This window comes from Micromonospora sp. NPDC005686, from assembly GCF_042871665.1.
GTDB lineage: Bacteria > Actinomycetota > Actinomycetes > Mycobacteriales > Micromonosporaceae > Micromonospora.
In genome coordinates this window covers 41,952-66,198 of record NZ_JBIAIY010000002.1, presented here as the reverse complement: position 1 = coordinate 66,198, position 24,247 = coordinate 41,952, and the positions used below count along the sequence as shown (strand labels likewise).

General features: G+C 72.5%; 20 protein-coding genes. 7 read left to right on the top strand and 13 right to left on the bottom strand.

What is annotated here, in order from left to right; genetic code table 11:
* The first annotated feature begins 7 nt into the window (after nucleotides 1-7).
* On the top strand, nucleotides 8-232 hold the full coding sequence (locus ACFYON_RS04295) for a hypothetical protein (RefSeq protein WP_354867720.1): 225 nt from the start codon (nucleotides 8-10) through the stop codon (nucleotides 230-232).
* Here ACFYON_RS04295 and ccsB read toward each other — a convergent pair.
* From ccsB to hemL, 6 genes are read right to left on the bottom strand one after another with little or no spacing between them, the layout of a single operon-like run.
* On the bottom strand, nucleotides 201-1,175 hold the full coding sequence (gene ccsB / locus ACFYON_RS04290; protein WP_354867717.1) for a c-type cytochrome biogenesis protein CcsB: 975 nt from the start codon (nucleotides 1,173-1,175) through the stop codon (nucleotides 201-203). The two genes, ACFYON_RS04295 and ccsB, sit on opposite strands and share 32 nt — an antisense overlap.
* A complete protein-coding gene (locus ACFYON_RS04285) occupies nucleotides 1,175-2,794 on the bottom strand; it encodes a cytochrome c biogenesis protein ResB (protein WP_387320596.1) in 1,620 nt (539 codons plus the stop codon). Before ACFYON_RS04285 ends, ccsB begins: the two co-directional genes overlap by 1 nt.
* Nucleotides 2,794-3,630 (bottom strand): cytochrome c biogenesis protein CcdA, encoded by an 837-nt coding sequence (locus tag ACFYON_RS04280; protein ID WP_354867712.1) that lies wholly within the window; start codon nucleotides 3,628-3,630, stop codon nucleotides 2,794-2,796. Before ACFYON_RS04280 ends, ACFYON_RS04285 begins: the two co-directional genes overlap by 1 nt.
* Complete coding sequence (locus tag ACFYON_RS04275; RefSeq protein WP_354867710.1) at nucleotides 3,630-4,205, bottom strand: TlpA disulfide reductase family protein; 576 nt, start codon at nucleotides 4,203-4,205, stop codon at nucleotides 3,630-3,632. Before ACFYON_RS04275 ends, ACFYON_RS04280 begins: the two co-directional genes overlap by 1 nt.
* Nucleotides 4,205-4,852 (bottom strand): histidine phosphatase family protein, encoded by a 648-nt coding sequence (locus ACFYON_RS04270; protein WP_354867708.1) that lies wholly within the window; start codon nucleotides 4,850-4,852, stop codon nucleotides 4,205-4,207. Before ACFYON_RS04270 ends, ACFYON_RS04275 begins: the two co-directional genes overlap by 1 nt.
* A 58-nt stretch (nucleotides 4,853-4,910) precedes the next feature.
* Complete coding sequence (hemL, locus tag ACFYON_RS04265; RefSeq protein WP_355095486.1) at nucleotides 4,911-6,251, bottom strand: glutamate-1-semialdehyde 2,1-aminomutase; 1,341 nt, start codon at nucleotides 6,249-6,251, stop codon at nucleotides 4,911-4,913.
* Between the two features lie 146 nt (nucleotides 6,252-6,397).
* Here hemL and ACFYON_RS04260 point away from each other — a divergent pair, with 146 nt between their 5' ends.
* Nucleotides 6,398-6,730, top strand: a complete 333-nt coding sequence (locus tag ACFYON_RS04260) for an STAS domain-containing protein (RefSeq protein WP_135242846.1) — start codon at nucleotides 6,398-6,400, stop codon at nucleotides 6,728-6,730.
* Between the two features lie 95 nt (nucleotides 6,731-6,825).
* On the opposite strand, the gene ACFYON_RS04255 is transcribed toward ACFYON_RS04260, so the two are convergent.
* Nucleotides 6,826-8,418, bottom strand: coding sequence for an ABC transporter permease (locus tag ACFYON_RS04255; RefSeq protein WP_354867704.1), 1,593 nt, complete (start codon nucleotides 8,416-8,418; stop codon nucleotides 6,826-6,828).
* Complete coding sequence (locus ACFYON_RS04250) at nucleotides 8,415-9,356, bottom strand: ABC transporter ATP-binding protein (protein ID WP_354867702.1); 942 nt, start codon at nucleotides 9,354-9,356, stop codon at nucleotides 8,415-8,417. The genes ACFYON_RS04255 and ACFYON_RS04250 overlap by 4 nt, the downstream gene beginning before the upstream one ends.
* Nucleotides 9,357-9,409: 53 nt before the next feature.
* On the opposite strand from ACFYON_RS04250, the gene ACFYON_RS04245 reads away from it, so the two are divergent.
* Complete coding sequence (locus ACFYON_RS04245; protein WP_262015609.1) at nucleotides 9,410-9,934, top strand: GbsR/MarR family transcriptional regulator; 525 nt, start codon at nucleotides 9,410-9,412, stop codon at nucleotides 9,932-9,934.
* 4 nt (nucleotides 9,935-9,938) lie between these two features.
* Here the strand turns inward: ACFYON_RS04245 and ACFYON_RS04240 are convergent, their stop codons facing one another.
* Together ACFYON_RS04240 and ACFYON_RS04235 are read right to left on the bottom strand one after the other, a co-directional pair.
* Entirely contained in the window at nucleotides 9,939-10,496 is a 558-nt protein-coding gene (locus ACFYON_RS04240; RefSeq protein WP_354867700.1) for a response regulator, read from the bottom strand.
* Entirely contained in the window at nucleotides 10,493-14,857 is a 4,365-nt protein-coding gene (locus ACFYON_RS04235; protein WP_387188854.1) for a HAMP domain-containing protein, read from the bottom strand. Before ACFYON_RS04235 ends, ACFYON_RS04240 begins: the two co-directional genes overlap by 4 nt.
* A 169-nt stretch (nucleotides 14,858-15,026) precedes the next feature.
* Between ACFYON_RS04235 and ACFYON_RS04230 the strand changes: the two genes are divergently transcribed.
* Nucleotides 15,027-17,087 carry a SpoIIE family protein phosphatase gene (locus ACFYON_RS04230; protein ID WP_354867696.1) on the top strand — a complete coding sequence of 687 codons (2,061 nt, stop codon included), beginning with the start codon at nucleotides 15,027-15,029 and terminating at the stop codon, nucleotides 17,085-17,087.
* Between the two features lie 47 nt (nucleotides 17,088-17,134).
* Here the strand turns inward: ACFYON_RS04230 and ACFYON_RS04225 are convergent, their stop codons facing one another.
* On the bottom strand, nucleotides 17,135-18,553 hold the full coding sequence (locus tag ACFYON_RS04225; protein ID WP_354867693.1) for an FAD-binding oxidoreductase: 1,419 nt from the start codon (nucleotides 18,551-18,553) through the stop codon (nucleotides 17,135-17,137).
* A 100-nt stretch (nucleotides 18,554-18,653) separates the two neighbouring features.
* On the opposite strand from ACFYON_RS04225, the gene ACFYON_RS04220 reads away from it, so the two are divergent.
* Both ACFYON_RS04220 and ACFYON_RS04215 read left to right on the top strand, forming a co-directional pair.
* Nucleotides 18,654-20,747, top strand: a complete 2,094-nt coding sequence (locus tag ACFYON_RS04220) for a S9 family peptidase (protein WP_387188855.1) — start codon at nucleotides 18,654-18,656, stop codon at nucleotides 20,745-20,747.
* A 35-nt stretch (nucleotides 20,748-20,782) separates the two neighbouring features.
* Nucleotides 20,783-20,926, top strand: a complete 144-nt coding sequence (locus ACFYON_RS04215) for a hypothetical protein (RefSeq protein WP_184681142.1) — start codon at nucleotides 20,783-20,785, stop codon at nucleotides 20,924-20,926.
* A gap of 79 nt (nucleotides 20,927-21,005) precedes the next feature.
* Here ACFYON_RS04215 and ACFYON_RS04210 read toward each other — a convergent pair whose 3' ends face one another.
* The gene (locus tag ACFYON_RS04210) at nucleotides 21,006-21,572 is read right to left on the bottom strand and encodes a TIGR03086 family metal-binding protein (protein ID WP_354867689.1); all 567 of its coding nucleotides are present in this window, start codon (nucleotides 21,570-21,572) and stop codon (nucleotides 21,006-21,008) included.
* Between the two features lie 31 nt (nucleotides 21,573-21,603).
* On the opposite strand from ACFYON_RS04210, the gene ACFYON_RS04205 reads away from it, so the two are divergent.
* Entirely contained in the window at nucleotides 21,604-22,392 is a 789-nt protein-coding gene (locus ACFYON_RS04205) for an AraC family transcriptional regulator (RefSeq protein ID WP_354867687.1), read from the top strand.
* A gap of 316 nt (nucleotides 22,393-22,708) precedes the next feature.
* Here the strand turns inward: ACFYON_RS04205 and ACFYON_RS04200 are convergent, their stop codons facing one another.
* On the bottom strand, nucleotides 22,709-24,247 hold the full coding sequence (locus tag ACFYON_RS04200) for a SpoIIE family protein phosphatase (RefSeq protein ID WP_357708688.1): 1,539 nt from the start codon (nucleotides 24,245-24,247) through the stop codon (nucleotides 22,709-22,711).

The following is a 24,247-nucleotide window of genomic DNA, read 5'->3' as shown; positions in this document are numbered from 1 at the left end:
TCGGTGGATGGACGACGCGTACGTGGTGGGCGACCCGGACGGCCTCAGCCCACTCCAGACAGAGATCCGCGACGCGGTGGCCCGCGAGCTGCACGCCCAGTTCGCGCTCCGGGCGGACCGCCTCGAACTGGCCGATCTGCCGGAGGTGGCCTACCAGGTCACGCGCCGGGTGGACGAGGTGCTGAGCGGTCGCCCGGTCGCTACACCCCGGCGTACGAGTGCAGGCCGGTGAAGAAGAAATTCACGCCGAACAGGTTCATCATCACGGTCAGGAAGCCCACGATGGAGATCCAGGTGGCCACGTTGCGCTTCACGTTCGGCGTGGCCCGGGCGTGCAGGTAGCCCGCGTACACCACCCAGGAGATGAACGCCCAGGTCTCCTTCGGATCCCAGGCCCAGGGACGGCCCCAGGCCGCCTCGGCCCAGATCGCACCCGCGATCACCGCGAAGGTGAAGATCGGGAACGAGAAGGCGTGCAGCATGAAGGTCAGCCGCTCCAGCCCGGCCGCCTCCGGGAGACGGCGGGCCAGGGTGTACGGGAAGCTGCGCCGCCCCTGCTCCCAGCCGGCCCGCATCAGGTACGCGGCGGCGGGCACCACGCCCAGCAGGAAGATGCCCGAGGCGAAGATGATCGTCGAGACGTGGATGACGAACCACCACGACTGCAGCGCCGGCATCAGCGGCTCGATCGGCACGTAGAGCTTCAGCTCGGCGAACGCCAGCAGCAGCACCATGACCAGCGTCAGGAACAGCCCGAGCCGGCGCAGCCACGGCTGCTTCCAGAGCACGACGAGCCAGGCCGCCATGCCGATCCAGGTGCCGGTCAGCACGAACTCGTACATGTTGCCCCAGGGCATCCGGTCGGCGGCGACACTCCGGGTGACCACGGCGCCCAGGTGCAGCGCGGCGGCGAGCACGGTGAGCCAGCCGGCGATCCGGCCGGCCAGCACGGCCCGCGCGCCGGTGCGGTCCGGGCGCGGCGGCGCAGCCGGCACGACCGGCTCGGCGACGGTGCCGCCGGCGCCGCCGACGCCCGCGCCGACCAGTTCCCGTGCCGGTGCGGCCGCGGGCGCCTTCCGCGCGTTGCCCAGCGCGAACTCCACGGCGTGGCTGATCATCGCGATCAGGTACGCCAGGATCGCGAACGCGACCAGCTGGTCGGAGAGTGCGGACATCACTCGTCTCCTTCTCGCGCCCGCCGCGCGTCCGGCGCGTCACCGCTCACCGCGGAGACGAGCTGCGCGAACTCGTCGGCGAACCCAGGGTGCTCGGTGCGCGGCAGCCCACCGGCCTCCACCAAACTACTACCGCTCGTCGGAGATCCACCCTCGGGGGGCGAAACCCGGAACCAGACCCGCCGACGCCGGGCGAACAGCGAGCCCATCAGGCCCAGCAGCAGCGTGCCGCTCGCCACCAGCAGCAGCGTCTGCCCGGGCGCGTGCCGGACCGCGAGCGTGACGTACGGCTTCGTGCCGACGAACTCCAGCGTGCTGCCGTCGTCGAGGGTCCACTTCTCCCCCGGCCGCAGCAGCTTCGTGCCGATCTCCTTGAGCTTGCCGTCGTCGATCTGCCGCCGGTCCAGCGCGTAGACCGAGCCGGGGATGCCGGCGTCCAGCCCGAGGTTCCCCCGGTACGCGGTCAGGTTCACCATCGGGTTCCGCTCGGCCGGGTACTGCGACGCCACGTACGGCGCTCTCTCCGGTCCGGTCGGCAGGTAGAGCCCGTCGAAGGCGATCTGCTGGTCCGGGGCCCGTGCGCCGGTCTTCGGGTCGACGTTGGCGTCCGGGAAGATCGCCACGCCCTCCTCGGTCGCGTTCGAGTCGCCGGTACGCAGGAACGGCGCCTCGCTGGTCTGGCTGCGGCCGTACTTGTCGGTGTACTTCAGCAGCGGCGCGTAGCCGTTGCCGAGCAGGTAGACGTTCGCCGAGCCGAGTCGCAGCGGTGAGTTGACCGAGAATCCGGCGGTCCGCTCCGCGCCGCCCGGCTCGTCCACCCTCACCGTGGCCCAGTAGCGGGACGCCTGCCCGGACGGCAGGTAGTCGGCCTCGAACTTCTCCAGCGTCAGGCAGAACGGCGGCAGGTCGGAGCTGTCCACGCGCGGGCCGAGCGACGCCTCGGCGTACTGCTGGCGGGTGTTGCAGAAAGCGTTGTCCGCGCCGGCGACCAGGATGCGGTTGCCGTGCCAGCCGTACCAGGAACCGAGCGCCACCCCGAGCAGGACGGCGACCAGCGACACGTGGAAGAGCAGGTTGCCGGTCTCCTTGAGGTAGCCCTTCTCGGCGGAGACCTCGTTGCCGCGCACGGTGACCCGCCAGCGGCGGCGGCGCAGCACCGCCGCGATCGCCTCGGGGCCGGCGGCGGCCGGAGCCTCCAGCACCGCGTGCTGCGGCAGCCGGTCGAACCGTCTCGGCGCGGCCGGCGGCTTCATCCGCAGCGCGCGGACGTGGTCCCGGGCCCGGGGCAGGATGCAGCCGATCAGCGAGGTGAACAGCAGCAGGTAGATCGCGGAGAACCAGACCGAGCCGAAGACCTCGAACGCGCCGATCTGATCCAGCCGGGGCGCCAGGTCGGGGTGGTCGACGAACCACTGGTTGACCCGCTCCGGGTTGACGCCCCGCTGGGGCAGCACCGAGCCGGGGATGGCCGCGATGGCGAGCAGGAACAGCAGGATCAGCGCCGTACGCATGCTGGTGAGCTGCCGCCACGAGTTGCGCAGCAGGGCCAGCAGCGGGTTGACCCGCCGCCGGGGCGCCTGCGCGGGTGGGGTGGACGGCCGGTCGTCGACGGTCGTCATCAGATGCTCACCTCGCCCACGCCGACGTTCGTCTGCAACCAGATCACCACGTTCACCCAGCCGCCGGTGATCAGCGCCAGGCCGATGGCGATCAGCAGCGCGCCGCCGATCCGGGTGACCCAGCGGCTGTTGCGCCGGACGGCGCGGAAGACCCCGAGCAGGCGCTGGAAGCCCAGCCCGAAGACGACGAACGGTATCCCCAACCCGAGGCAGTACGCCACGGCGAGCAGCACGGCCCGGTCGGTCCCGCCCTCGGTGGCCGCCATGCCGAGCACCGCGCCGAGCGTCGGGCCGGTGCACGGCAGCCAGCTGAGCGCGAAGACCGCGCCGAGCACCGGTGCGCCGAGCAGGCCGGCGGCGGGCAGCCAGCGGATGCGGAACTCGCGCTGCATACCGGGGATCACACCGAGGTAGCCGAGGCCGAGCACCACCACGAGCGCGCCGATGACGATCTCCAGCGTGCGCTCGTACCGGAAGAAGAGCTTGCCCACGCCGGAGAAGAGGATCGCGGTGGCGACGAACACGACTGTGAAGCCGCCGATGAACAGCAGCGTGCCGGCGAGCACCCGGCCCTTGACGGCGGCGGTGGTCCGGGCCTGCGTCCGTTCCACCACACCGACGCCGCCCCCGGTCGGCGGCGGGTCCTGCGGCGGCGGGGCGCCCGGGCGGCGGCCCTCCAGGTCGGAGCCGGCCAGGCCGGTCACGTACGACAGGTAGCCGGGCATCAGCGGGAGCACGCACGGGGACAGGAAGCTGACCAGTCCGGCCAGGGCCGCCGCGCCGACCGCGAGCAGCAGCGGGCCGGACTCGGCGAGCTGGCGGAACGTCTCGCCCATCAGCGGGAGCCGTTCGGCGGCGGCGACTCGGCGGCGACCTTCTCGACGATCGGGCGCAGCTCGTCCTGGGTGACGGCCCGGCGGATCACCACGGCGACCCGGCCCTCGCGGTCGAGCACGACGGTGGCCGGGGTGGTGTTCGGCGGGATGTCGAAGTTGAGCGCCTGCCGGCTGGCCGGGTCGAAGATGCTCGGGTACGTGACCCGCCCCTCCTCGAAGGCGATCGCCTTGTCCTTGCTGTCCTGCACGTTGATGCCGAGGAACGTCACGCCGGAGCCCTTTGTGGCCTGGTGGGTGGCCTCCAGGTCGTCCGCCTCGGCGCGGCAGGGGGCGCACCAGGAGCCCCAGAAGTTGACCACGACGACCTGGCCACGGTCGCGGGAGATGTCGTAGCTGCCGCCGGTGAGCAGCTCGCCGCTCACCTTCGGCGTCTTGGAGCGCTGCTCGGGGGCGCAGGTGACGGTGGAGCCGTCGGCGTCGCACCGGCTCTCCTGGCTGTCGGAGGAGCAGCCGACCAGCGCCGCACCGGCGGTGACGGCGGCGAGCAGGGCGGCGGCGAGCCTCCGGGTGAGCATCAGGCCCCCTTGGCCGTCCGGGCGGTCGGCGAGATCGAGACGAGGTGGGCGGCCGGCTCGGAGTACCCGATACCGACGATCTTCGCGCCGTCGAAGTGGAACGAGGTGAGGCTGGCCAGGCCGCACTGGCGGCGGCGCGGGTCGTGCCAGAGGCGCTTGCGCTCGACGTGCCGGCGCAGCGTCCAGATCGGGAGCTGGTGCGAGACCAGCACCGCCTCACGTCCCTCGGCGGCGACCCGGGCGGCGTGCAGCGCGGCGAACATGCGCTCGGCGATGGCCCGGTACGCCTCGCCCCAGGACGGGGTCACCGGGTCGCGCAGCACCCACCAGTTGCGCGGGTCACGGAACGAGCCGTCACCCGGCGAGACCTTCTTGCCCTCGAACCAGTTCGCGCTCTCGATCAGCCGCTCGTCGACGCCGACGGAGAGGCCGAACTGTGCCGCGATCGGCTCGGCGGTCTGCTGGGCACGGTCGAGCGGGCTGGCCACCACGTGCACGACGGTCCGGTCGGCGAGCGCCTGCGCCGCCGCCTTGGCCATCTGCACGCCCAGCTCGGAGAGGCGGAACCCGGGCAGGCGGCCGTAGAGGATGCCGTCCGGGTTGTGCACCTCGCCGTGCCGCAGCACGTGCACCACTGTCTCCGCCATGGTCAGGCCCCCTTCGCTCGCGACTGCGGGATTCGCGAACCCGGCTCACTCCTCGCGCTCACTGGGCCCCGCTTCCGGCCGCTGCCGCCGCCCGCGCCGCCACCGGCAGGGCGGCGGCGATCTGCTCCCACGCGGCGTCGTCGATCGCGGTCGAGACGAACCACGACTCGAACGCGCTCGGCGGCAGGTAGACGCCACCGGCGAGCATCGCGTGGAAGAACGCCTTGAACGCGGGCACCGCCTGCGTGCGGGCGCTGTCGTAGTCGCGCACGTCCGCGTCGGTGAAGAAGACCGAGAACATGTTGCCCGCGGTGGAGAGGCGGTGCGGCACGCCGGCCGCCGACAGCGCCTCGGTGGTGAGCTTGCCCAGCGTGGCGGCGGTCTCGTCGAGCCGCCGGTAGAGGGCGTCGTCGGCCAGCCGCAGCGTGGCCAGCCCGGCCGCGCAGGCCAGCGGGTTCCCGGAGAGCGTGCCGGCCTGGTAGACCGGGCCGACCGGGGCCAGCTTCGCCATGATGTCCGCGCGCCCGCCGAACGCCGCGGCGGGCAGGCCACCACCCATGACCTTCCCGTACGTCCACAGGTCGGCGTCCGACGGGTCGAGGCCGTGCCATCCGGCGCGGGACACCCGGAACCCGGTCATCACCTCGTCGACGATGAGCAGCGCGCCGTTGGCGTGGGCGATGCGGGCCAGCTCGGCGTTGAAGCCGTCGCGGGGGGCGATGACGCCCATGTTGCCGGCGGCGGCCTCGGTGATGATCGTGGCGATGTGCTGTCCCTGGGCGGCGAACGCCTCCTCGACCGCGCGCAGGTCGTTGTACGGCAGCACGATGGTGTCGCCGGCCGCCGCGCCGGTCACGCCGGGCGAGTCGGGCAGGCCGAACGTGGCCACGCCGGAGCCGGCGGCGGCGAGCAGCGCGTCGGAGTGGCCGTGGTAGCAGCCGGAGAACTTGATGATCTTGGAGCGGCCGGTGAAGCCGCGGGCCAGCCGGATCGCCGACATGGTCGCCTCGGTGCCGGAGTTGACCAGGCGCACCTGCTCCACCGGCGTCCGCGCGACGATCTCGTCGGCCAGGTCCACCTCGCCCGGCGTCGGCGTGCCGAAGCTGGTGCCGAGCGCCGCCGCCTCACGCAGCGCCTCCACCACGGCCGGGTGCGCGTGGCCGAGGATGAGCGGGCCCCAGGAGCAGACCAGGTCGACGTAGCGCCGGCCGTCGGCGTCGAAGAGCCACGGACCCTCCCCCCGGACCATGAAGCGCGGGGTGCCGCCGACGGCACGGAACGCGCGCACGGGAGAGTTCACCCCGCCGGGCACGACGGCCTTGGCGCGGTCGAACAGGGCCTCGGAAGCCGGGGCGTCGGCCGGGTAGCGGCCGGATCCGGCGGAATGCGTCTCGGTCACGATGGGGCCATTGTGTCAGCGCCGGAGTGCTGCCTGGCAGGCACCCCGCGACGGGGGTTATCAGGCTCACCCGCCTGAGCGGCGCGACGGGCCGGCGGCGATCCGCTCGACAGGCCCGCCGGTCGAGATCGCGATAGGCTGACCGGGTGGATCGTGCCGAACTGTCCATCACCGTACACCGGACGGGTGACGAAGCAGTGCTTCGCCTGGCCGGTGAGATCGACATGCTCACGGCCGCCCAGCTTTCGACGGTGGTCAACGAGGTGCTGGCGGATCCGCCCCCGCGCATCGTGCTCGACCTCGCCGGGGTCACGTTCTGCGACTCGCAGGGTCTCGGGACGCTCGTGGTGCTCAGCCGCAAGGCCAGTCACGCCCAGTGCCTGCTGATGCTCACCAACGTGGGTGACTTCCTGATCCGCGTCCTGGACATCACCGGCCTCCGCAGCGCCCTGATGATCCGCAACGAAGCCACCCCGTAGCCCTCGGGGCCCTCCCCCCGCGATCGTGCACTTGCGGCCCTCAGCCGGGGTGATTCGCCCCTTCTGCTGGGGCCGCAAATGCAAGATCAACGCCTTTAGAGGACGGGGATGTCGCGGCGGCGGAAGGTGAGCAGGCCGGCTGTGGTCAGGGTCACGGCCAGGGCCGCCAGCACGTAGAGCGGGGTGGGGGTCCAGGTGTCGCGGAGCACCTGGGGGGTGTGCGTGAACGGAGATGCGTCCAGCAGCCACTGGTCCAGCTTGAGCACGGCGCCGAGCTGGCCGAGCAGCACGCAGACCGCAAGCACCACCCAGGCGGCGGACGCGAGCCGGGGCAGCAGGCCGTAGAGCAGCACGGCGAGCCCGGCCAGCACCCACGCCGCCGGCACCTGGGCCAGTCCGGCGGCGAGCATCCGGCCCAGTTGGCGGGGCACGTCACCAGTGCTCGCGCCGTACGTCAGACCGGTGGCCAGCCCGGTCACCACGAGCACCACCACCGGGCCGAGCAGAGCGAACGTCATGTGGGAGAGAAGCCAGGTCGAGCGCCGGGTCTCGGTGGCGAGCACCGGCTCGGCGTGCCCCGCGGACTCCTCCGCGCGCATCCGCAGCGCGGCCTGGATGCCGTACCCGGCAGCCGCCAGTCCGGCCAAGCTCAGCGTGGCCCCCAGGTACGCGTCGGCCATCCCGGACGCCCCGCCGAGCCGGGCCACGATCTCCTCCATCCGCGGACTCCCCTCGACGGACCGGCCGGCCGCCTCGGCCGCGCCGCCGAGGATCAGCCCGAGCAGGCCGAACCCGACCGACCACCAGAGGATCTGCCCCCGGTGCAACCGCCAGGCCAGGCCGAACGGACCGGACAGGGCGCCACTCGCGGCCGCCCGGCCGAGCCTGGGCGGCAGCACGCCCGCACCCAGGTCGCGGCGCACCGAGATCGGGTACGCGAGCGCGGCGAGCAGCACCGTGGCGGCCAACGGCAGCAGCAGCACCCACCAGCGCTCCCCCTCGTACGGCCGGACTCGGGCGCCCCAGCCCAGCGGGGACAGCCAGCTCGGCCAGTCGTTGCCGGCGGTGTCCCCGGCCAGGCGCAGCCCGAACGCGGCGCCGAGACCGGCGAGGCCGATGCCCCGTGCTCCGCCCGCGGTCTCGGTGAGCTGGGCGGCCAGGCCGCCGAGCGTCGCGAAGACCACGCCGGTCAGCACGGTGGCCAGCCCGTACGCGACCGAGCCGCCGACCGGCAGCCCGGTCGAGACCAGCCCGGCCGCGGTGAGCAGCCCGAGCGCCAGGGCAGCCGCGTACGTGACGAGCAACGCGGCGGTCAGCCCGGCGTGCCGTCCGAGCACGCTGCCGCCGAGCAGTTCCCGCCGCCCGGCTTCCTCCTCGGTGCGGGTGTGCCGGATGACCGTGAGCAGGCTCGCCAGCGCGACGATGAGCAGCAGGAAGCCGCTGCGCTGGGCGGTGAGCGCGCCGACGCTGTCGCCGTACGCCGGGCCGAGCAGCGCGACGATCGACGGGTTGCGGGCGGTGCCCTCCAGGTACGCGGCCCGCTCGGCGGCGGTGGGGAACAGTTCGAAGAAGCTGGCCGCGTACGTGATCGGCAGTACCGCGAGCACGAGCACCCACAGCGGCAGCAGGAGGCGGTCCCGGCGCATGATCAGCCGGACCAGGTGACGGGTGCCGGTGAGCGTGCTCATGACCGGTCCGCCGTCTCGGAACGCGCCACGCCGGAGGAGGGCGCCGACGCGGGGGACGCGGCCTCGTAGTGCCGCAGGAACAGTTCCTCCAGCGTGGGCGGCGTGCTGACCAGGCTGCGTACGCCCAGCTCGGTGAGCCGGCGCAGCGCGGCGTCGAGCGACGCGGTGTCCACGTCGAAGCGGACCCGCTGCCCGTCCACCCGCAGGTCGTGCACACCCGGCAGGTCGGCCAGGCCGTCCAGCGGCGCGGTGACCTCGGCGTCGATCGCGGTGCGGTGGAGGTGGCGCAGGTCGCCGAGCGTGCCGGACTCGACGGTCCGGCCGGCCCGGATGATCGTCACCCGGTCGCAGAGCGCCTCCACCTCGGCGAGGATGTGGCTGGACAGCAGCACGGTGCGCCCGTCCTGCCGGGCCCGGCGGACCCAGTGCTGGAAGACCTCCTCCATCAGCGGGTCGAGCCCGGAGGTCGGCTCGTCGAGGATGAGCAGTTCGACGTCGGAGGCGAGCGCGGCGACCAGGCCGACCTTCTGCCGGTTGCCCTTGGAGTAGGTGCGGCCCTTCTTGCGCGGGTCCAGCTCGAACGACTCCAGCAGTTCGGCGCGGCGTCTCGGGTCGAGCCCGCCGCGCAGCCGGCCGAGCAGGTCGATCACCTCGCCGCCGCTGAGGTGGGGCCAGAGCGTGACGTCGCCGGGCACGTACGCGAGGCGGCGGTGCAGCGCCACCGCGTCCCGCCACGGGTCGCCGCCCAGCAGTCGGACGGCCCCCGCGTCCGCCCGCAGCAGGCCGAGCAGCACCCGGATGGTGGTCGACTTGCCGGAGCCGTTCGGGCCCAGGAAGCCGTGCACCTCTCCGGCGCGAACGGTCAGGTCGAGCCCGTCGAGGGCCCGGGTGCGGCCGAAGGTCTTCACCAGGCCGGACACATCGATTGCCGTTTCCATACTTCAGAAGCTACGCTTGTTTCACAAACTTGTGAAGACTGTAGGGTCACGGGGTGAGTGTCGAGGAGCCGACCATGAACGTGCCGCCCCAGCACGACGAGGAAGAGGTCCACCTCTTCGTCGAGCGGATGGCGATGGCCTTCGCCGACGTGGGCTTCCCTCGGATGGCCGCCCGGGTCCTGTTCACGGTGATGAGCGCCGACGACCCGCTCACCGCGGGCGAGATCGCCGGCCGGCTCGGCGTCAGCGCGGCGGCGGTGAGCGGCGCGGTGCGCTACCTGACCCAGTTCGCCATGCTGGTCCGCGAGCCGGTCAAGGGCTCCCGGAGCGACCGCTACCGGATGCCCGACAACCCGTGGTACGAGGCGACCATCACCAAGACCACGATCTACAAGAACTTCATCGACATCGCCGCCGGCGGGGTCGACGCGCTGCACGGGCGAAACACACCGGCCGGTGAGCGGGTCGCCGAGATGCGCGACTTCTTCCTCTTCGTACAGGAGGAACTGGAATCGCTCGGCGACCGCTGGCGGGCCCGGCGGGCCGCGACCGGGCACGGCGGCCCGGCCGGCGGCTGAACCGTCAGCGGGTGTTGCCCCAGCGCGCCTGCTCCAGCAGCTCCACCGCGCGTTCCCGGGTCGACGGGTCGTCGTCGGCACGCAGCAGCGCCGTCGCCTCGTCCACCGCGTCGGTCAGGTGCCGCCACTGGAGATCCCGTTCCCGCACCAGATCCGACTGGGCGGCGAGCTGCCGCGTCTTCACCCACAGGTCGACGAAGACCGTCACCTTGGCGCGCAGCACCCACGGGTCGAACGGCTTGGTCAGGTAGTCGACCGCGCCGGCCGCGTAGCCGCGCAGCGCGAGCTGCGCGTCCCTGTCCGCGGCGGTCAGGAAGATGATCGGTACGTGCCGGGTGCGCTCACGCCGCTTGATGTGGGTGGCGGTCTCGAACCCGTCCATGTCCGGCATCTGGGCGTCAAGCAGGATCACCGCGAAGTCGTCCACCAAGAGCTGCTTGAGCGCCGCCTCGCCGCTCTCCACCGCGACCGACTGCACCGGAAGGCCCTGGAGGATCGCCTCCAGCGCCATCAGGTTCTCCCGCCGGTCGTCCACCAGCAGGGCCTTGGCCGTCTGCGTCACGCGTTCTCCTCGCCTCGGCTCCGGCCGATCCAGGACGCCATCAGTTCGATCAGCTCGTCCAGGTCCACCGGCTTGGTGATGTAGTCGCTGCCGCCGGCGCCGAGCGCCGACTCCCGGTCGCCGGGCATCGCCTTGGCGGTCAGGAACACGACCGGCAGGTCCGCGAACCGGTGGTTGCGGCGGATCTGCGCGGTCGTCTCGTACCCGTCCTGGTCCGGCATCATGGCGTCCATCAGGACGATGTCGACCTCCGGGTGCTCGGCGAGCTGACGGACGCCGTCCGCTCCGTTGTCCGAGTACAACACGGTCATCCCGTGCAGTTCCAATGCGGACGTCAGCGCGAACACGTTCCGTACGTCGTCGTCGATGATCAGCACGGTCACGCCGTCCAGGCGCCGGGTCGTGGGCGTCTCCTGCGGCTGCGGCAGCTCCATCGGCATGAGCAGCGACGACGGCAGGCCTGCGCGGCCCGGTGACGGCGGCGCCGGCGCCACCACCGCGTCCGGCGCCAGCACATCGGGTACGAAGAGGGTGAACGTCGAACCCTGACCGGGCGCGGACGAGACGGTGATCGTGCCGCCGAGCAGGCGGGCCAGATCGCGGCTGATGGACAGGCCGAGCCCGGTGCCGCCGTAGCGCCGGCTGGTCGTGCCGTCCGCCTGCTGGAACGCCTCGAAGATCAGCGACAGCTTGTCGTCGGAGATCCCGATGCCGGTGTCGATGACGGTGAACGCGATCACCCGCTGCGCGTTCGTCAACGCCGGCACGTCGAAGACGGCGTTCTCGGCCGCCGGGCCGATCCGCAGCGTCACCGCGCCGTTGTCGGTGAACTTCACCGCGTTGGACAGCAGGTTGCGCAGGATCTGCTGCAACCGCTGGGCGTCGGTGACCAGCGCGGGCGGCAGGTCGCCGCTCACCCGCACCTGGAAGTCCAGGCCCTTCTCCTCGGCCTGCGGCGCGAACGCCTGCTCCACGTAACCGCGGATCTCGGCGAACTGGATCTCGGTGGGCTCGACGTCCATCCGGCCCGCCTCGATCTTGGACAGGTCGAGGATGTCGTCGATCAGCGACAGCAGGTCCGACCCGGCGCCGTGGATGGTTTGGGCGAACTCGATCTGCTTCGCGCTGAGGTTGCGCTCCGGGTTTTCGGCGAGCAGCCGGGCCAGCAGGAGCAGCGAGTTCAGCGGCGTACGCAGCTCGTGGCTCATGTTGGCCAGGAACTCCGACTTGTACGCGGACGCGCGGGTGAGCTGCTGCGCCTTCTCCTCCAGGCCGAGCCGGGCCAGCTCGATCTCCCGGTTCTGCGTCTCGATGTTGGCCTTCTGCTCGGACAGCAGCTTCGCCTTGTCCTCAAGCTCGGCGTTCGTTCGCTGCAACTCGGCCGACTGGTCCTGCATCTCGTGCGCCAGCCGCTGCGACTGCGCCAGCAGCTCCTCCGTACGCCGGTTGGCCTGGATGGTGTTCACCGCGACACCGATGGTGAGCACCAGCCGCTCCAGGAACGCCAGGTGCAGCTCGGAGAAGGTGGCCACACCGGCGAACTCGATCACGCCGAGCAGTTCGCCCTCGAACTGGACCGGCAGCACCACCAGGTCGGCCGGGGGCGTGTCGGCCAGCCCGGACCGCACGACGAGGCGCCCGTCCGGCTGCGCCTTGACCCGGATCGTCCGGCGCGACAGCGCGGCCTGCCCGACCAGTCCCTCACCCGGGCCGAACGTGACGTCGTGGCCGCGCGCCACATACCCGTAGGAGGCGGTGAGCCGCAGCCGCATGCTGCCCTCGGAGCTGTCCGCCAGGAAGAACGCGCCGAGTTGCGCGTCCACCAGCGGGGTCACCTCCTGCATGATCATGCGGCAGACCTCGCCCAGGTCGCGCTGGCCCTGGAGCAGACCGCCGATCCGGGCCAGGTTCGAGTCGAGCCAGCCCTGCTCGGCATTCTTCTTCGTCGTCTCCCGGAGGGTGACGATCATCTGGTTGATGTTGTCCTTCAGCTCGGCGACCTCGCCCTGCGCCTTCACGTTGATCCGCTGGGTCAGGTCGCCGCGGGTCACCGACGTGGAGACCTGCGCGATGGCACGCAACTGCGTGGTGAGCGTGGAGGCGAGCTGGTTGACGTTCTCGGTCAGGTCGCGCCACGTACCGGAGACTCCCTTGACCTGGGCCTGACCACCCAGCTTGCCCTCGGTGCCCACCTCGCGCGCCACCCGCGTCACCTCGTCGGCGAACGAGGAGAGCTGGTCCACCATCGTGTTGACGGTGTTCTTCAGCTCCAGGATCTCGCCCTGCGCGTCCACGGTGATCTTCTGACCCAGGTCGCCGTTCGCCACGGCGGTGGTGACGGAGGCGATGTTGCGGACCTGGCTGGTCAGGTTCGACGCCATCGAGTTCACGTTGTCGGTCAGGTCCCGCCACGTACCGGACACGCCCTTCACCTGGGCCTGACCACCCAGCTTGCCCTCGGTGCCCACCTCGCGCGCCACCCGCGTCACCTCGTCGGCGAACGACGACAGCTGGTCCACCATCGTGTTGACCGTGGACTTCAGCTCCAGGATCTCGCCCCGGGCGTCCACGGTGATCTTCTGCGACAGGTCACCCTTGGCGACCGCCGTCGACACCTGGGCGATGTTGCGCACCTGCGCGGTCAGGTTCGACGCCATCGAGTTCACGTTGTCGGTCAGGTCGCGCCAGGTGCCGGCGACGCCGCGCACCTGCGCCTGACCACCCAGCTTGCCCTCGGTGCCCACCTCACGGGCCACGCGCGTCACCTCGTCGGCGAACGACGACAGCTGGTCCACCATCGTGTTGACCGTGGACTTCAGCTCCAGGATCTCGCCCCGGGCATCCACGGTGATCTTCTGCGACAGGTCACCCTTGGCGACGGCCGTGGTGACCGAGGCGATGTTGCGGACCTGGCTGGTCAGGTTCGACGCCATCGAGTTCACGTTGTCGGTCAGGTCCCGCCACGTACCCGAGACGCCCTTCACCTGGGCCTGACCACCCAGCTTGCCCTCGGTGCCCACCTCGCGCGCCACCCGCGTCACCTCGTCGGCGAACGAGGAGAGCTGGTCCACCATCGTGTTGACGGTGTTCTTCAGCTCCAGGATCTCGCCCTGCGCGTCCACGGTGATCTTCTGGCCCAGGTCGCCCTTGGCCACAGCCGTGGAGACCTGGGAGATGTTGCGGACCTGGCTGGTCAGGTTGCCGGCGAGCTGGTTCACGTTCTCGGTGAGGTCGCGCCAGGTGCCGGAGACACCGCGCACCTGCGCCTGACCACCCAGCTTGCCCTCGATGCCCACCTCACGCGCCACCCGCGTCACCTCGTCGGCAAACGAGGAGAGCTGGTCGACCATCGTATTGACGGTGTCCTTCAGCTCCAGGATCTCGCCCTGCGCGGCCACCGTGATCTTCTGCGACAGGTCACCCTTCGCCACAGCGGTCGACACCTGGGCGATGTTCCGCACCTGCGCGGTCAGGTTCGACGCCATCGAGTTGACGTTGTCGGTCAGGTCCTTCCAGGTGCCGGCCACGCCCGGCACCTCGGCCTGGCCGCCCAGCTTGCCCTCGGTGCCCACCTCGCGCGCCACCCGGGTCACCTGCTCGGCGAACAGCCGCAGCGTGTCGGTGAGCGAGTTCATCGTGTCGGCCAGCTCGGCCACCTCGCCGCGCGCCCCGACCGTGATCTTCTGCGACAGGTCGCCCTTCGCCACAGCGGTCGCCATCTGGGAGATCGACCGCACCTGCCCGGTGAGGTTCGACGCCATGGTGTTCACCGAGTCGGTGAGGTCCTTCCAGGTGCCGGCCGCCCCGCGCACGTCGGCCTGGCCGCCCAGCTTGCCCTCGGTGCCCACCTCACGGGCCACCCGCGTCACCTCGTCGGCGAACGACGACAGCTGATCCACCATCGTGTTCACGGTGCGGCCGATGCGCAGGTACTCACCGCGCAGCGGGCGACCGTCTATCTCCAGCGCCATGTGCTGGGACAGGTCGCCGTCGGCCACCGCCACGATGACCCGGGCGATCTCCGTGGTCGGCCGGCCCAGGTCGTCGATGAGCGAGTTGACCGCCCGCTGCCCCTCCGCCCAGGAGCCGTCCAGGCCCTCGTCGTCCAGTCGCTCGGTGAGCCGGCCGTCGCGGCCGACGATCCGGCTGATCCGCCGCAGGTCCAGGTGCTGCCGCTCCTGCAACGACACCACGTCGTTGAAGGCGTCGGCGACCTCACCGGGCAGACCCGCCCGCCGGGGCAGGCGCACCCGCAGATCGCCGCGCCCCACCCGGCGCAACGCCTCGACCAGTTCGCCGAGGAGCACCTCGTGGTCGGACGCGGACGGGTCAGCGGTCACCGACTGATTCACCGTGGCCATCGTTCCTCGCTCCGCTCGGGCTCGTGCGGTCACACGGGCCATCCCATCATTGTGCCGCGCGATCCGTCGAGGTCACCGCGGGTGCTCGCGCGTCATGCGGGTATCAACCCGGGTGGTGGGTTCGCCGGGACGCTTGGCACCCGGGGTGGGCGCGGTGGAGGATACGAAGGTGTCAGCGGAGGCAGGGCCGGTCAGCGGCGGCGCGGGCGGGCGCGTCCGCCGGGTCCGCCTCCCCGCCGACCGCCGCACCCCGGCGGCGGCCCGCGCGCTGGTGCGCACCATGCTGCTCGAAGCCCGGCTGCCGGAACTGCTGAACGAGGCGCTGCTGCTCACCACCGAGCTGACCACGAACGCCGTCGAACACGCGCGTACCGAACTGGACATCGAAGTCGAGGCCGACCGCAACAGCCTCACCGTGACCGTCACCGACTTCGCCTCCGGCCCGGTCGACGAGCTGACCGTCGGTGTGCGCAACACCACGTCCGACATCACCGAGGTGGCCGCCCGAGGGCGCGGGCTGCTGCTCGTCGACCACTTCGCCAGCCGGTGGGGCACCACGTACCTGCCCACCGGCAAGGGCGTCTGGTTCCGCCTGGACCGGCCCGGCCCCGGCGGGTCCGCCCGGCCGTCGGCCGGCCCACTGCGCGTCGTCGAACCGGAGCGGACCGGCGACGGTACGCCGAGCGCCGCGGCCATGAGCGACTTGATGCAGATCACCCCCGACGCGTACGCCGACGAGCCGCTGCCCGAGTTCGCCACCGGGCTGCTGACCCGGGTCGCCGAGATGGTGGGCGCCGCCGGTGGCACGGTCCGGCTGGACCGGGGCGACGGACTCGGCACCCAGGTGTTCGCCAGGTACGGCCGGCCGCCGCGCGAGGACAACGAGCTGCTACGCGTGCCGTTGGCCGTGCACCGGCCGTACTCCGGTGAGCTGGAGCTGGACGCGGCGCCCTCGGCGTACGCCCGGCCGCTCGCCGTGCTGGCCGCCGAGCGGCTGTCGCTGCACCTGGAGAACGACAGGCTGCGCCGCGCCGACGTACGCCGCTCCACCTGGCTGACGTTCCTGGCCGAGGCCGGCGAACTGCTCGCCCAGTCGCTCGACGTCGAACTGACCATGGCGCTCGTCCCGCAGCTCGTGGTGCCCCGGCTCGGCCAGTGGTGCGCGGTGCACACCACCGACGAGTGGGGCCGCCTGCGCCTCGCCGCGTCGAGCCACGCCGACGAGGCGATGCTGCCGCAGTTGCACCGGATCCTCCAGGAGACCGGCCCGGACTCGATCCAGTCGCGGCTGCGTGAGGCGTCCCGCAACGCCGCCCAGGTGCCGCTCGGCGGCCCGATGGAGGGCTTCGCCGTACCGCTGATCGCCCGTGGCCAGCGGCTCGGCACCCTCGCCGTGGGCCGGCACCAGCGACACCGGCACGACCCGGACGAGGTCTCGGTGCTGGAGGACGTGGCCCGCCGCGCCGCCCTCGCCATCGAGAACGCCCGCATCCACGCCGAACGCCGCCGGGTGGCCCAGACGCTCCAGCAGTCGCTGCTGCCGCCGGTGCTCCCGGTGGTCGAGGGCATCGGCTTCGCCGCCGAGTACGTCCCGACCGGCGACGACGCGGAGGTCGGCGGCGACTTCTACGACGTGCTTCCGCTGCCGGACGGCCGCTGGCTCGTCGTGGTCGGCGACGTGTCAGGTAAGGGCGTACAGGCCGCAGCCGTGACCGGGCTGGTCCGGGACGTGATCCGGGTGCTCGTCGGCGACGGCAAGCCGCTGCCCGAGGTGCTCGGCCGGCTCAACGAGACGCTGGTCGAGCGCGGCGGCGGACGCTACTGCACGCTGGCGCTCGCGTCCGTCGCGCCGGGCGACGGCGACCAGCTCGACGTCTCGCTGCACCTGGCCGGCCACGACCGCCCGGTGCTGCTGCACGGAGGCGGCGGCGCGACGTTCGTCGGCACCGGCGGTACGGCGCTGGGCCTGGTCGACGCGATCGCCACACCGACCGCCGAGCTGACGCTCAAGCCCGGCGACGCGCTGATCTTCTACACCGACGGCGTCACCGAGCGGCGGCGCGGACGCGAGCTGTTCGGCATCGAGCGGCTGCTCGACTCGGCGGCGCCGCTGGCCGGGTACTCGGCCGACGTGGTGGCCGCCCGGCTGCGCGCCACCACCATCGCGTTCTCGGCCGAACCCCCGCGCGACGACATAGCCATCCTGGTCCTCCGAAACGACACCCCGTAACCTCCCGCCCTGCCCTGCCTCCGCGCCGGCGCTCGCCCGCTCCCTCCTCAGAGGCCGCCGGGGAGGCGGCCGGGAGCCAGGCGGTGGTGCGGATCCAGGTGGGCCTTGGCGCTGCGCAGACGCGGCAACGCGGGCAGCTCGCCCCAGAGGTCGACGCCACGGCGTACCGCTGCGGGCGCGGCCACCACCACGCACCGGCCCCGCCGGGCGATCAGCACACTGCGGACCGCGGTGAGGATCGAGGCGACCCGATCGGGCGGCAGCGCACCGGACAGGGCGGCGTGCACGGCACCCGAGCCGGCCGAGCCGCGTACCGGCACCGGGCCGCCGGTGGCGTCGCGCAACGCGTAGACGGCGGCGTGCAGGTCGTTTATCGGCACCTCGATACGCAGCGCCGTGTCGCCCGGCGCGAAGGGGTACCGCCCCCACCATTCCGGCGCGTGGTGGCTGACCATCGCCTCGGCGCCGAGGACGGCGGTGAGCCGCTCGGCCCGCTCGGTCACGTCGGCCGGGCCGCCCTCAAGCAGCACCACCAGGCTGCCCGCCGCGGGCCGGCCGGTCACGGCCGGATGGTCGGGGCGGTTGATCACCGACGGGTGCGTCGGCGGGATGCGACGCCGGGGCAGCGGCACCGGCACCGGCAGGTCCAGTTCGACGGCGGCCGGATCGACGCCCGCGGCCAGCACCGCCCGGACCAGGTCGTGCACCTCCAGCGGCGTCCAGACCGGACGGGACACCCAGAGCCGGCCGGCCGGCACGGCGTGCACCCGCATGGTGGCCGAGACCAGCACGCCGAGCCCGCCCTGCGAGCCGCAGAGCAGCCGGGCCACGTCGAGCCCGGGCACCTCGCCGCGACCGAGGATCGCGTCCCCGCCACCGCCGCTGCCCGGAGCGGCCCGGCCGAGCGCCTCCGTGCCGGACTCGCCCACGCTCACCAGCTCGCCGTCGGCGTCGAGGTAGCGCACCCCGACGAGCTGGGCGCACGGGCTGCCGTGCCGGTGCCGCAGCGGGCCGGACTCGTCGGCGGCGAGCACCCCGCCGAGCGTCGCGCCCGGTGACGGCGCGTCGACCGGCAACCGCTGGTTGGTGCGCGCGAGCGTAGCCTGGACCGCGCGCAACGGCGTACCCGCGCCGATCTCGGCCACCGCCGCGTCGCGCGACTCGTGCCAGACCCCGGCGAGGCGGCCGGTGTCGAGCATGATGTCCACCTGCGCCGGGGAGGCGCCCCAGTCGATCTTCGTGCCGGCGCCGCGGGGCACCACGGTCAGGTCGTACGCGGCGGCCAGCCGCAACACCTCCGCGGCGGCGTGCGGGCCGCCCGGCACAGCCACCCACCGGGCGGTACGGCCGGCCACCTCGTCGGCCGGGCCGGCGAAGCGGGCGAACGGGTCGCCGCAGATCGCGGCCAGCTTCCGGGTGATGTCGAGGGCTCCGAGTCGGTCGGTGGAACGTGCCGCATCCGCCATGGCGGTTATCGTACACATGTTCGAACGACCTGGCGGCGAGTCGCGGGGTTCGGGCAGTGGGCGACCCCGGCGGCCACCCGCCGACCGGTAACGTGGCGCCGTGACCGAAACCCCACCGCCCGTCGCCAAGCGTGTCCCGACCGAGCGCGTCCATCACGGTGACACAGTCCTCGACGAGTACGCCTGGCTCGCCACCAAGGACGACCCGGACACGATCGCGTACCTGGACGCGGAGAACGCGTACACCGAGGCGCGCACCGCCCACCTGGCCGACCTGCGCGCGGAGCTGTTCGAGGAGACGCGCCGGCGCACCCAGGAGACCGACCTCTCGGTGCCCACCCGCAAGGACGGCTACTGGTACTACACCCGCACGGTCGAGGGCCAGCAGTACGGCGTGCAGTGCCGGCGCGCGGTCCGGCCGGACGAGAAGACGCCCCCGGTCAGCGCGGACGGCGCGCCGCTCGACGGCGAAGAGGTGCTGCTCGACGGCAACCAGCTCGCCGAGGGGCACGACTTCTTCTCCCTCGGCGCGTTCGACGTCAGCCCGGACGGCCGCTGGCTGGCCTACTCCACCGACTTCTCCGGCGACGAACGCTTCACGCTGCGGATCAAGGACCTGACCACCGGCGAGTCGCTGCCGGACGAGGTGCCGGACACGTTCCACGGCACCGCGTGGTCGAGCGACGCCTCGACGCTGTTCTACGTCACGGTGGACGAGGCGTGGCGGCCGAACCGGGTCTGGCGGCACACCGTCGGCACCTCGTCGACCGAGGACGTGGTGGTCTACCAGGAGGACGACGAGCGGTTCTGGGTCGGCGTCGAGCTGACCCGCTCCGAGCGCTTCGTGATGATCGACATTCACAGCAAGATCACCAGCGAGGTGCGGGTGATCCCGGCGGCCAACCCGACCGGCGAGCCCGCCGTCGTGGCCCCGCGGCGTCAGGGCATCGAGTACGCGGTGGAGCACCACGGCCACCGCTTCCTGATCCTGCACAACGACGGCGCGGAGGACTTCGCGCTCGCGTACACCTCGGCCGACGCGCCGGGCGAGTGGACGCCGCTGATCCCGCACACGCCCGGCACCCGGCTGGAGGCGGTCGACGCGTTCGAGAACCACCTCGTGGTCTCGCTGCGTGCGAACGGCCTGACCGGGCTGCGGGTGCTGCCGGTGGGCAGCGACGACAGCTGGGACATCGACTTCCCCGAGCCGATCTACAGCGTCGGGCTGGACGCGAACCCGGAGTACCGGACCGACGAGGTACGGCTGCGTTACACCTCGCTCGTCACCCCCGACTCGGTCTACGACTACGACCTGGTCACCCGGGAGCTGACGCTGCGCCGGCAGAAGCCGGTCCGGCCCGGGGCGGACGGGCGGCCGTACGACCCGGCCGACTACGAGCAGCATCGGGACTGGGCGCTCGCCGACGACGGCACCCGCGTACCGATCTCGCTGGTCTGCCGCCGCGGCACGCCGCGCGACGGCTCGGCGCCCGCCGTCATCTACGGCTACGGGTCGTACGAGGCGAGCATGGACCCGTGGTTCTCGATCGCCCGGCTGAGCCTGCTCGACCGCGGCGTGATCTTCGCGGTGGCGCACATCCGGGGCGGCGGTGAGCTGGGCCGGCGCTGGTACGACGAGGGCAAGCTGCTGGCCAAGAAGAACACGTTCACCGACTTCGTGGCCTGCGCCCGGCACCTGGTCAAGGCGGGTTGGACGACGAGCGACCGGCTGGTCGCCCGGGGCGCGTCGGCCGGCGGCCTGCTGATGGGCGCGGTGGCGAACCTCGCCCCGGACGCGTTCGCCGGGATCGTCGCGCAGGTGCCGTTCGTGGACGCGCTCACCTCGATCCTCGACCCGTCGCTGCCGTTGACGGTCACCGAGTGGGAGGAGTGGGGCAACCCGCTCGACGACCCCGAGGTGTACGCGTACATGAAGTCGTACACGCCGTACGAGAACGTGACCGCCGCCGACTACCCGGCCATCCTGGCGGTGACCAGCCTCAACGACACCCGCGTGCTCTACCACGAGCCGACCAAGTGGATCGCCCGGCTGCGCGCGCTCGCGCCGTCCGGCGACTACCTGCTCAAGACCGAGATGGGCGCGGGCCACGGCGGCCCGAGCGGCCGGTACGACTCCTGGCGCGAGGAGGCGTTCGTCAACGCCTGGATCCTCGACCGCGTCGGCCGCGCGTGAAGGAAGGGCCACCAGTCGCGCGTCCCGGATCAGGGATGAGCGACGAGGAGCCCTCGGTGGCGCGACGGGGACCGACCTGGCTGGTCCTCGTGGTGGTCGCCGCCGCGCTTGTCGTCTGCTGCTGCTCGACGGTGATCGGGCTGGTGGTCGCGGGCTCCGCCGGCCTGCTCGGCCGCTGACCGCCGGGCCGGACGCCGGCCGTCCCGGCCCGGCGGGCGCGGCCGAACGGCCCGCGCGGGACCACGCGGGCCGTTCGGGTCAGCGGGTCCAGGCCGGGTTCCGCCCGGCCCGGCCGAGCAGCGCGTCCATGCTGGTCGGCGCGGCCTCGGTGGGCACCGGCGGGCCGAACGCGCCCATCTTCTGCCCCGTGTCGCCCATGCGGTCCATGAACTCGTGCCCCGCCGACACCACGGCCGGGTCCACTGTCAGCTCCTGGCCGGTGGCCCGGGCCAGGTCCCACCCGTGCACCGTGAGGTCGATCAGGGCCATCGACCCGACCGTCTCCTGGGGTAGCCCCATGCCGGGTGAAACGCCTTCCAGCGCGGCCGGGTCGGACCACGCCTCGATCAGCCGGGCCGCCTCGGCCGCGAACCGGTCGCGCCAGCCCTCGGTCAGGTGGTCGGTCCTGCCGGACCAGTCCACCGCCTCCCGGTGGGCCAGCGCCTGGAAGTTGACCACCGCGTCGAACAGATGACCGAGCAGGTCGCGCACCGTGTAGTCGGGGCACGGGGTGGACAGGCCGAGCTGCTCGTCGGAGATGCCGCGAACCACATCGACCGTACGCGGCGCCGCGACGGCGAGCAGCTCACTAGTCTTCGTGCTCATAGGGGCAGCCTAGGAGGGTGGTCTTGAAGAAATGCGACACGAACCGCGGCGTGACAACCGGGGCATCCTCGATCCGGGCCGGCTGCGCCGGCAGGTCCGGTTCCGGCGCCGGATGGCGGCCCCGGCGTTGCGTCGGTGGGTGGAGCACTACTGGTTGATCGACTGGGACCTGGACGAGCCGTTCGAGCAACGGGTGGTGCCGCACCCGACCGTGAACGTGGTGTTCCAGGCGCAGGACGGCGCGGTCGAACACGGTGAGATCGCGGGCGTCGACACCGGCCTGTTCGCCGTCACGCTGCACGGCGTCGGCCGGGTCTCCGGCGTCCAGTTCAGCCCGGGCGGCTTCCGGCCGTTCTGGCGGCGTCCGGTCGCCGAGCTGACCGGCCGGCGCGTACCGATCACCGACGGGCCGATCTGCCCGGGGACCGACGACGAGCGCTGCGCGAGGCTGGACGAGCTGCTGACCTCGTGGTCGCCGGTCGCGGATCCGCTCGCCGCGGAGGCCACCGCGCTGGTCGAGGAGATCCGCGCCGACCGGACCGTGCTGCGGGTGACCGACTTCGCGCGGCGGCGGGGCGTCTCCGTCCGCCGGCTCCAGCGCCTCTTCCTCGACCACGTCGGCGTCGGTCCGAAGTGGGTGATCCGCCGCTACCGGCTCCAGGAGGCGATCGAACAGGCCGCCGCCGGGCCGCTGGACTGGTCGCGGGTCGCCGCCGACCTGGGGTACGCCGACCAGGCCCACCTGGTCCGCGAGTTCACCGCCGTCGCCGGGGTCTCGCCCGCGGCGTACGCCCGCTCGCTGGCGTCCCTGAGACAGTGACGCGGGTCGGGCGCCCCGCGAAGCGCGGGCCGTCGCCTTGCCCGCCCTCACTTCGCAGTCACGAACGGTGACAGTCGGCGGAGCGGCGGGCCTCACCTCGCGCCGACTTTGCTCTGCACCCACTGACGCAGCGCACACCGACGGTGACGGTGGCGACGCGACGCCGTCGACAATGACCAACAGGGAGCACCTGCTCAGACGCCTGCTGCACCGATGGCTGCAGAGCAAAGCCGGCAGCAAGCCCACTCGCTCGCCCCGCAGTCGCGGTGACGCAGCGTGACAGTCAGTTCAGCTACAGTACGTGACCGGGAGCGCGTCAGCGGCGGCGGACCGCCACCACCGCGACGTCGTCCTGGATCTCCGGCGGTGCCAGCTCGACCAGCAGCCGGCGGCAGAAGTCGTCCAGGTCGTCGTCCACCCGGGCGGCGGCCACGCCGAGCGCCGCCATGCCGTCGTCGATCGTGGCGTCCCGCCGTTCGATCAGCCCGTCGGTGTAGAGCACGAGCGTGGCCCCGGTGGGCAGCACGAAGTCCAGATCCGGCGGGCGCGGCGCGCGCACACCGAGCAGCGGCGCGGTCTGCGTCACGAACTCGACCCGCCCGTCCCGGCTCAGCAGCGCCGGCAGGTGCCCGGCGCTGGCCATCCGGATCAGCCCGGTCGGCGGGTGGAGCAGCAGGACGCAGATGGTGGCCAGCTCGGTCGGCAGCAGGTTGCGCATCAGCTCGTTGACCCGGTCCAGGATGACGCCCGGCTGGTGCCCCTCGACCGCGTACGCCCGCACCGCGTGCCGCAGCTCGGCCATCACCGTGGCGGCGTGCAGCGAGTGCCCGGCCACGTCACCGATCGCCACCAGCAGGTGCCCGTCGAGCATCACCAGCTCGTAGAAGTCGCCGCCCACCTCGGTCTGCGCGCTCGCCGGCTCGTACCGGACGGCCAGGTCCAGGCCGACCACGTCGGGCAGCCGCTGCGGCAGCAGGCTGCGCTGCAACGTCACAGCGATCCGGTGCTCCTCGTCGAAGGACCGTTGCGCCTCCACCGCCGAGGCGACCGCCTGGGCGAGCTGCACCAGCACCGGTGTGCGTACGGTCTGGGTTGCGGTCGGCACCACCACGTAGAGCGGGGCCCGGTCCTCGCGCAGCCGGGAGGCGGCCACCGTCACGGTGTCGCCGTCCGGCCAGTCGGTCAGCGCCCAGTCGGCCGGTTCGTCGACCCGTACCCGGGTGCCGATCGGCACTCCGGTGTCGTCCACCACCCACGGCACGATGGTGGCCGGCGTGTGCGCGTCGATCGCCACCCCGGCCAGGCAGTCCCCGTCGAACGTCTCCGCGACCACCGCCGCCGGGGCCTTGAAGATCCGCGCCGCGCCGCTCGCGGCGGCCTCCAGCAGCCGGACGAAGTTCGGCGTCGCGTGCATCTCGACTGTGGCGTCGGCGAGCGCCGCGAGCCGCTCGGCGAGCTGCTCGGCACGCAGCCGGGCCTGGTAGTAGCGCAGCACCGCGTGGGCGGTGGCGACCAGCTCCTCCGGCTCGATCGGCTCGGCCAGGTAGGCGTCCGCGCCCCGGGTGAGGCCCTGCGCCCGGTCGACCACGTCGACCGCGTGCGCGGAGACGTGGATGACCGGGATGTACGGGAACTCCTCCTTGATCCGCTCGCACACCTCGAAGCCGCTCATGTCGGGCAGCCGCACGTCGAGCACCACGAGGTCGACGTGCTCCCGGGCCACCCGCTCCAGCGCCGCCGTGCCGTTCTCCGCCTCGACCGTGACGAAGCCGGCCCGGGTCAACCAGTTGACCAGCAGGTATCGCTTGGGGCCGCTGTCGTCGACCACAAGCACGGTCACCGGCCCGCCGTCCAC

Excerpts from the sequence above, each read along its gene's own strand:
- ACFYON_RS04295 (WP_354867720.1), top strand. The coding sequence starts at position 8 with ATGGACGACGCGTACGTGGTGGGCGACCCGGACGGCCTCAGCCCACTC.
- ccsB (WP_354867717.1), bottom strand. The coding sequence starts at position 1,175 with ATGTCCGCACTCTCCGACCAGCTGGTCGCGTTCGCGATCCTGGCGTAC.
- ACFYON_RS04285 (WP_387320596.1), bottom strand. The coding sequence starts at position 2,794 with ATGACGACCGTCGACGACCGGCCGTCCACCCCACCCGCGCAGGCGCCC.
- ACFYON_RS04280 (WP_354867712.1), bottom strand. The coding sequence starts at position 3,630 with ATGGGCGAGACGTTCCGCCAGCTCGCCGAGTCCGGCCCGCTGCTGCTC.
- ACFYON_RS04275 (WP_354867710.1), bottom strand. The coding sequence starts at position 4,205 with ATGCTCACCCGGAGGCTCGCCGCCGCCCTGCTCGCCGCCGTCACCGCC.
- ACFYON_RS04270 (WP_354867708.1), bottom strand. The coding sequence starts at position 4,852 with ATGGCGGAGACAGTGGTGCACGTGCTGCGGCACGGCGAGGTGCACAAC.
- ACFYON_RS04255 (WP_354867704.1), bottom strand. The coding sequence starts at position 8,418 with ATGAGCACGCTCACCGGCACCCGTCACCTGGTCCGGCTGATCATGCGC.
- ACFYON_RS04250 (WP_354867702.1), bottom strand. The coding sequence starts at position 9,356 with ATGGAAACGGCAATCGATGTGTCCGGCCTGGTGAAGACCTTCGGCCGC.
- ACFYON_RS04235 (WP_387188854.1), bottom strand. The coding sequence starts at position 14,857 with ATGGCCACGGTGAATCAGTCGGTGACCGCTGACCCGTCCGCGTCCGAC.
- ACFYON_RS04225 (WP_354867693.1), bottom strand. The coding sequence starts at position 18,553 with ATGGCGGATGCGGCACGTTCCACCGACCGACTCGGAGCCCTCGACATC.
- ACFYON_RS04215 (WP_184681142.1), top strand. The coding sequence starts at position 20,783 with ATGAGCGACGAGGAGCCCTCGGTGGCGCGACGGGGACCGACCTGGCTG.
- ACFYON_RS04210 (WP_354867689.1), bottom strand. The coding sequence starts at position 21,572 with ATGAGCACGAAGACTAGTGAGCTGCTCGCCGTCGCGGCGCCGCGTACG.
- ACFYON_RS04205 (WP_354867687.1), top strand. The coding sequence starts at position 21,604 with ATGCGACACGAACCGCGGCGTGACAACCGGGGCATCCTCGATCCGGGC.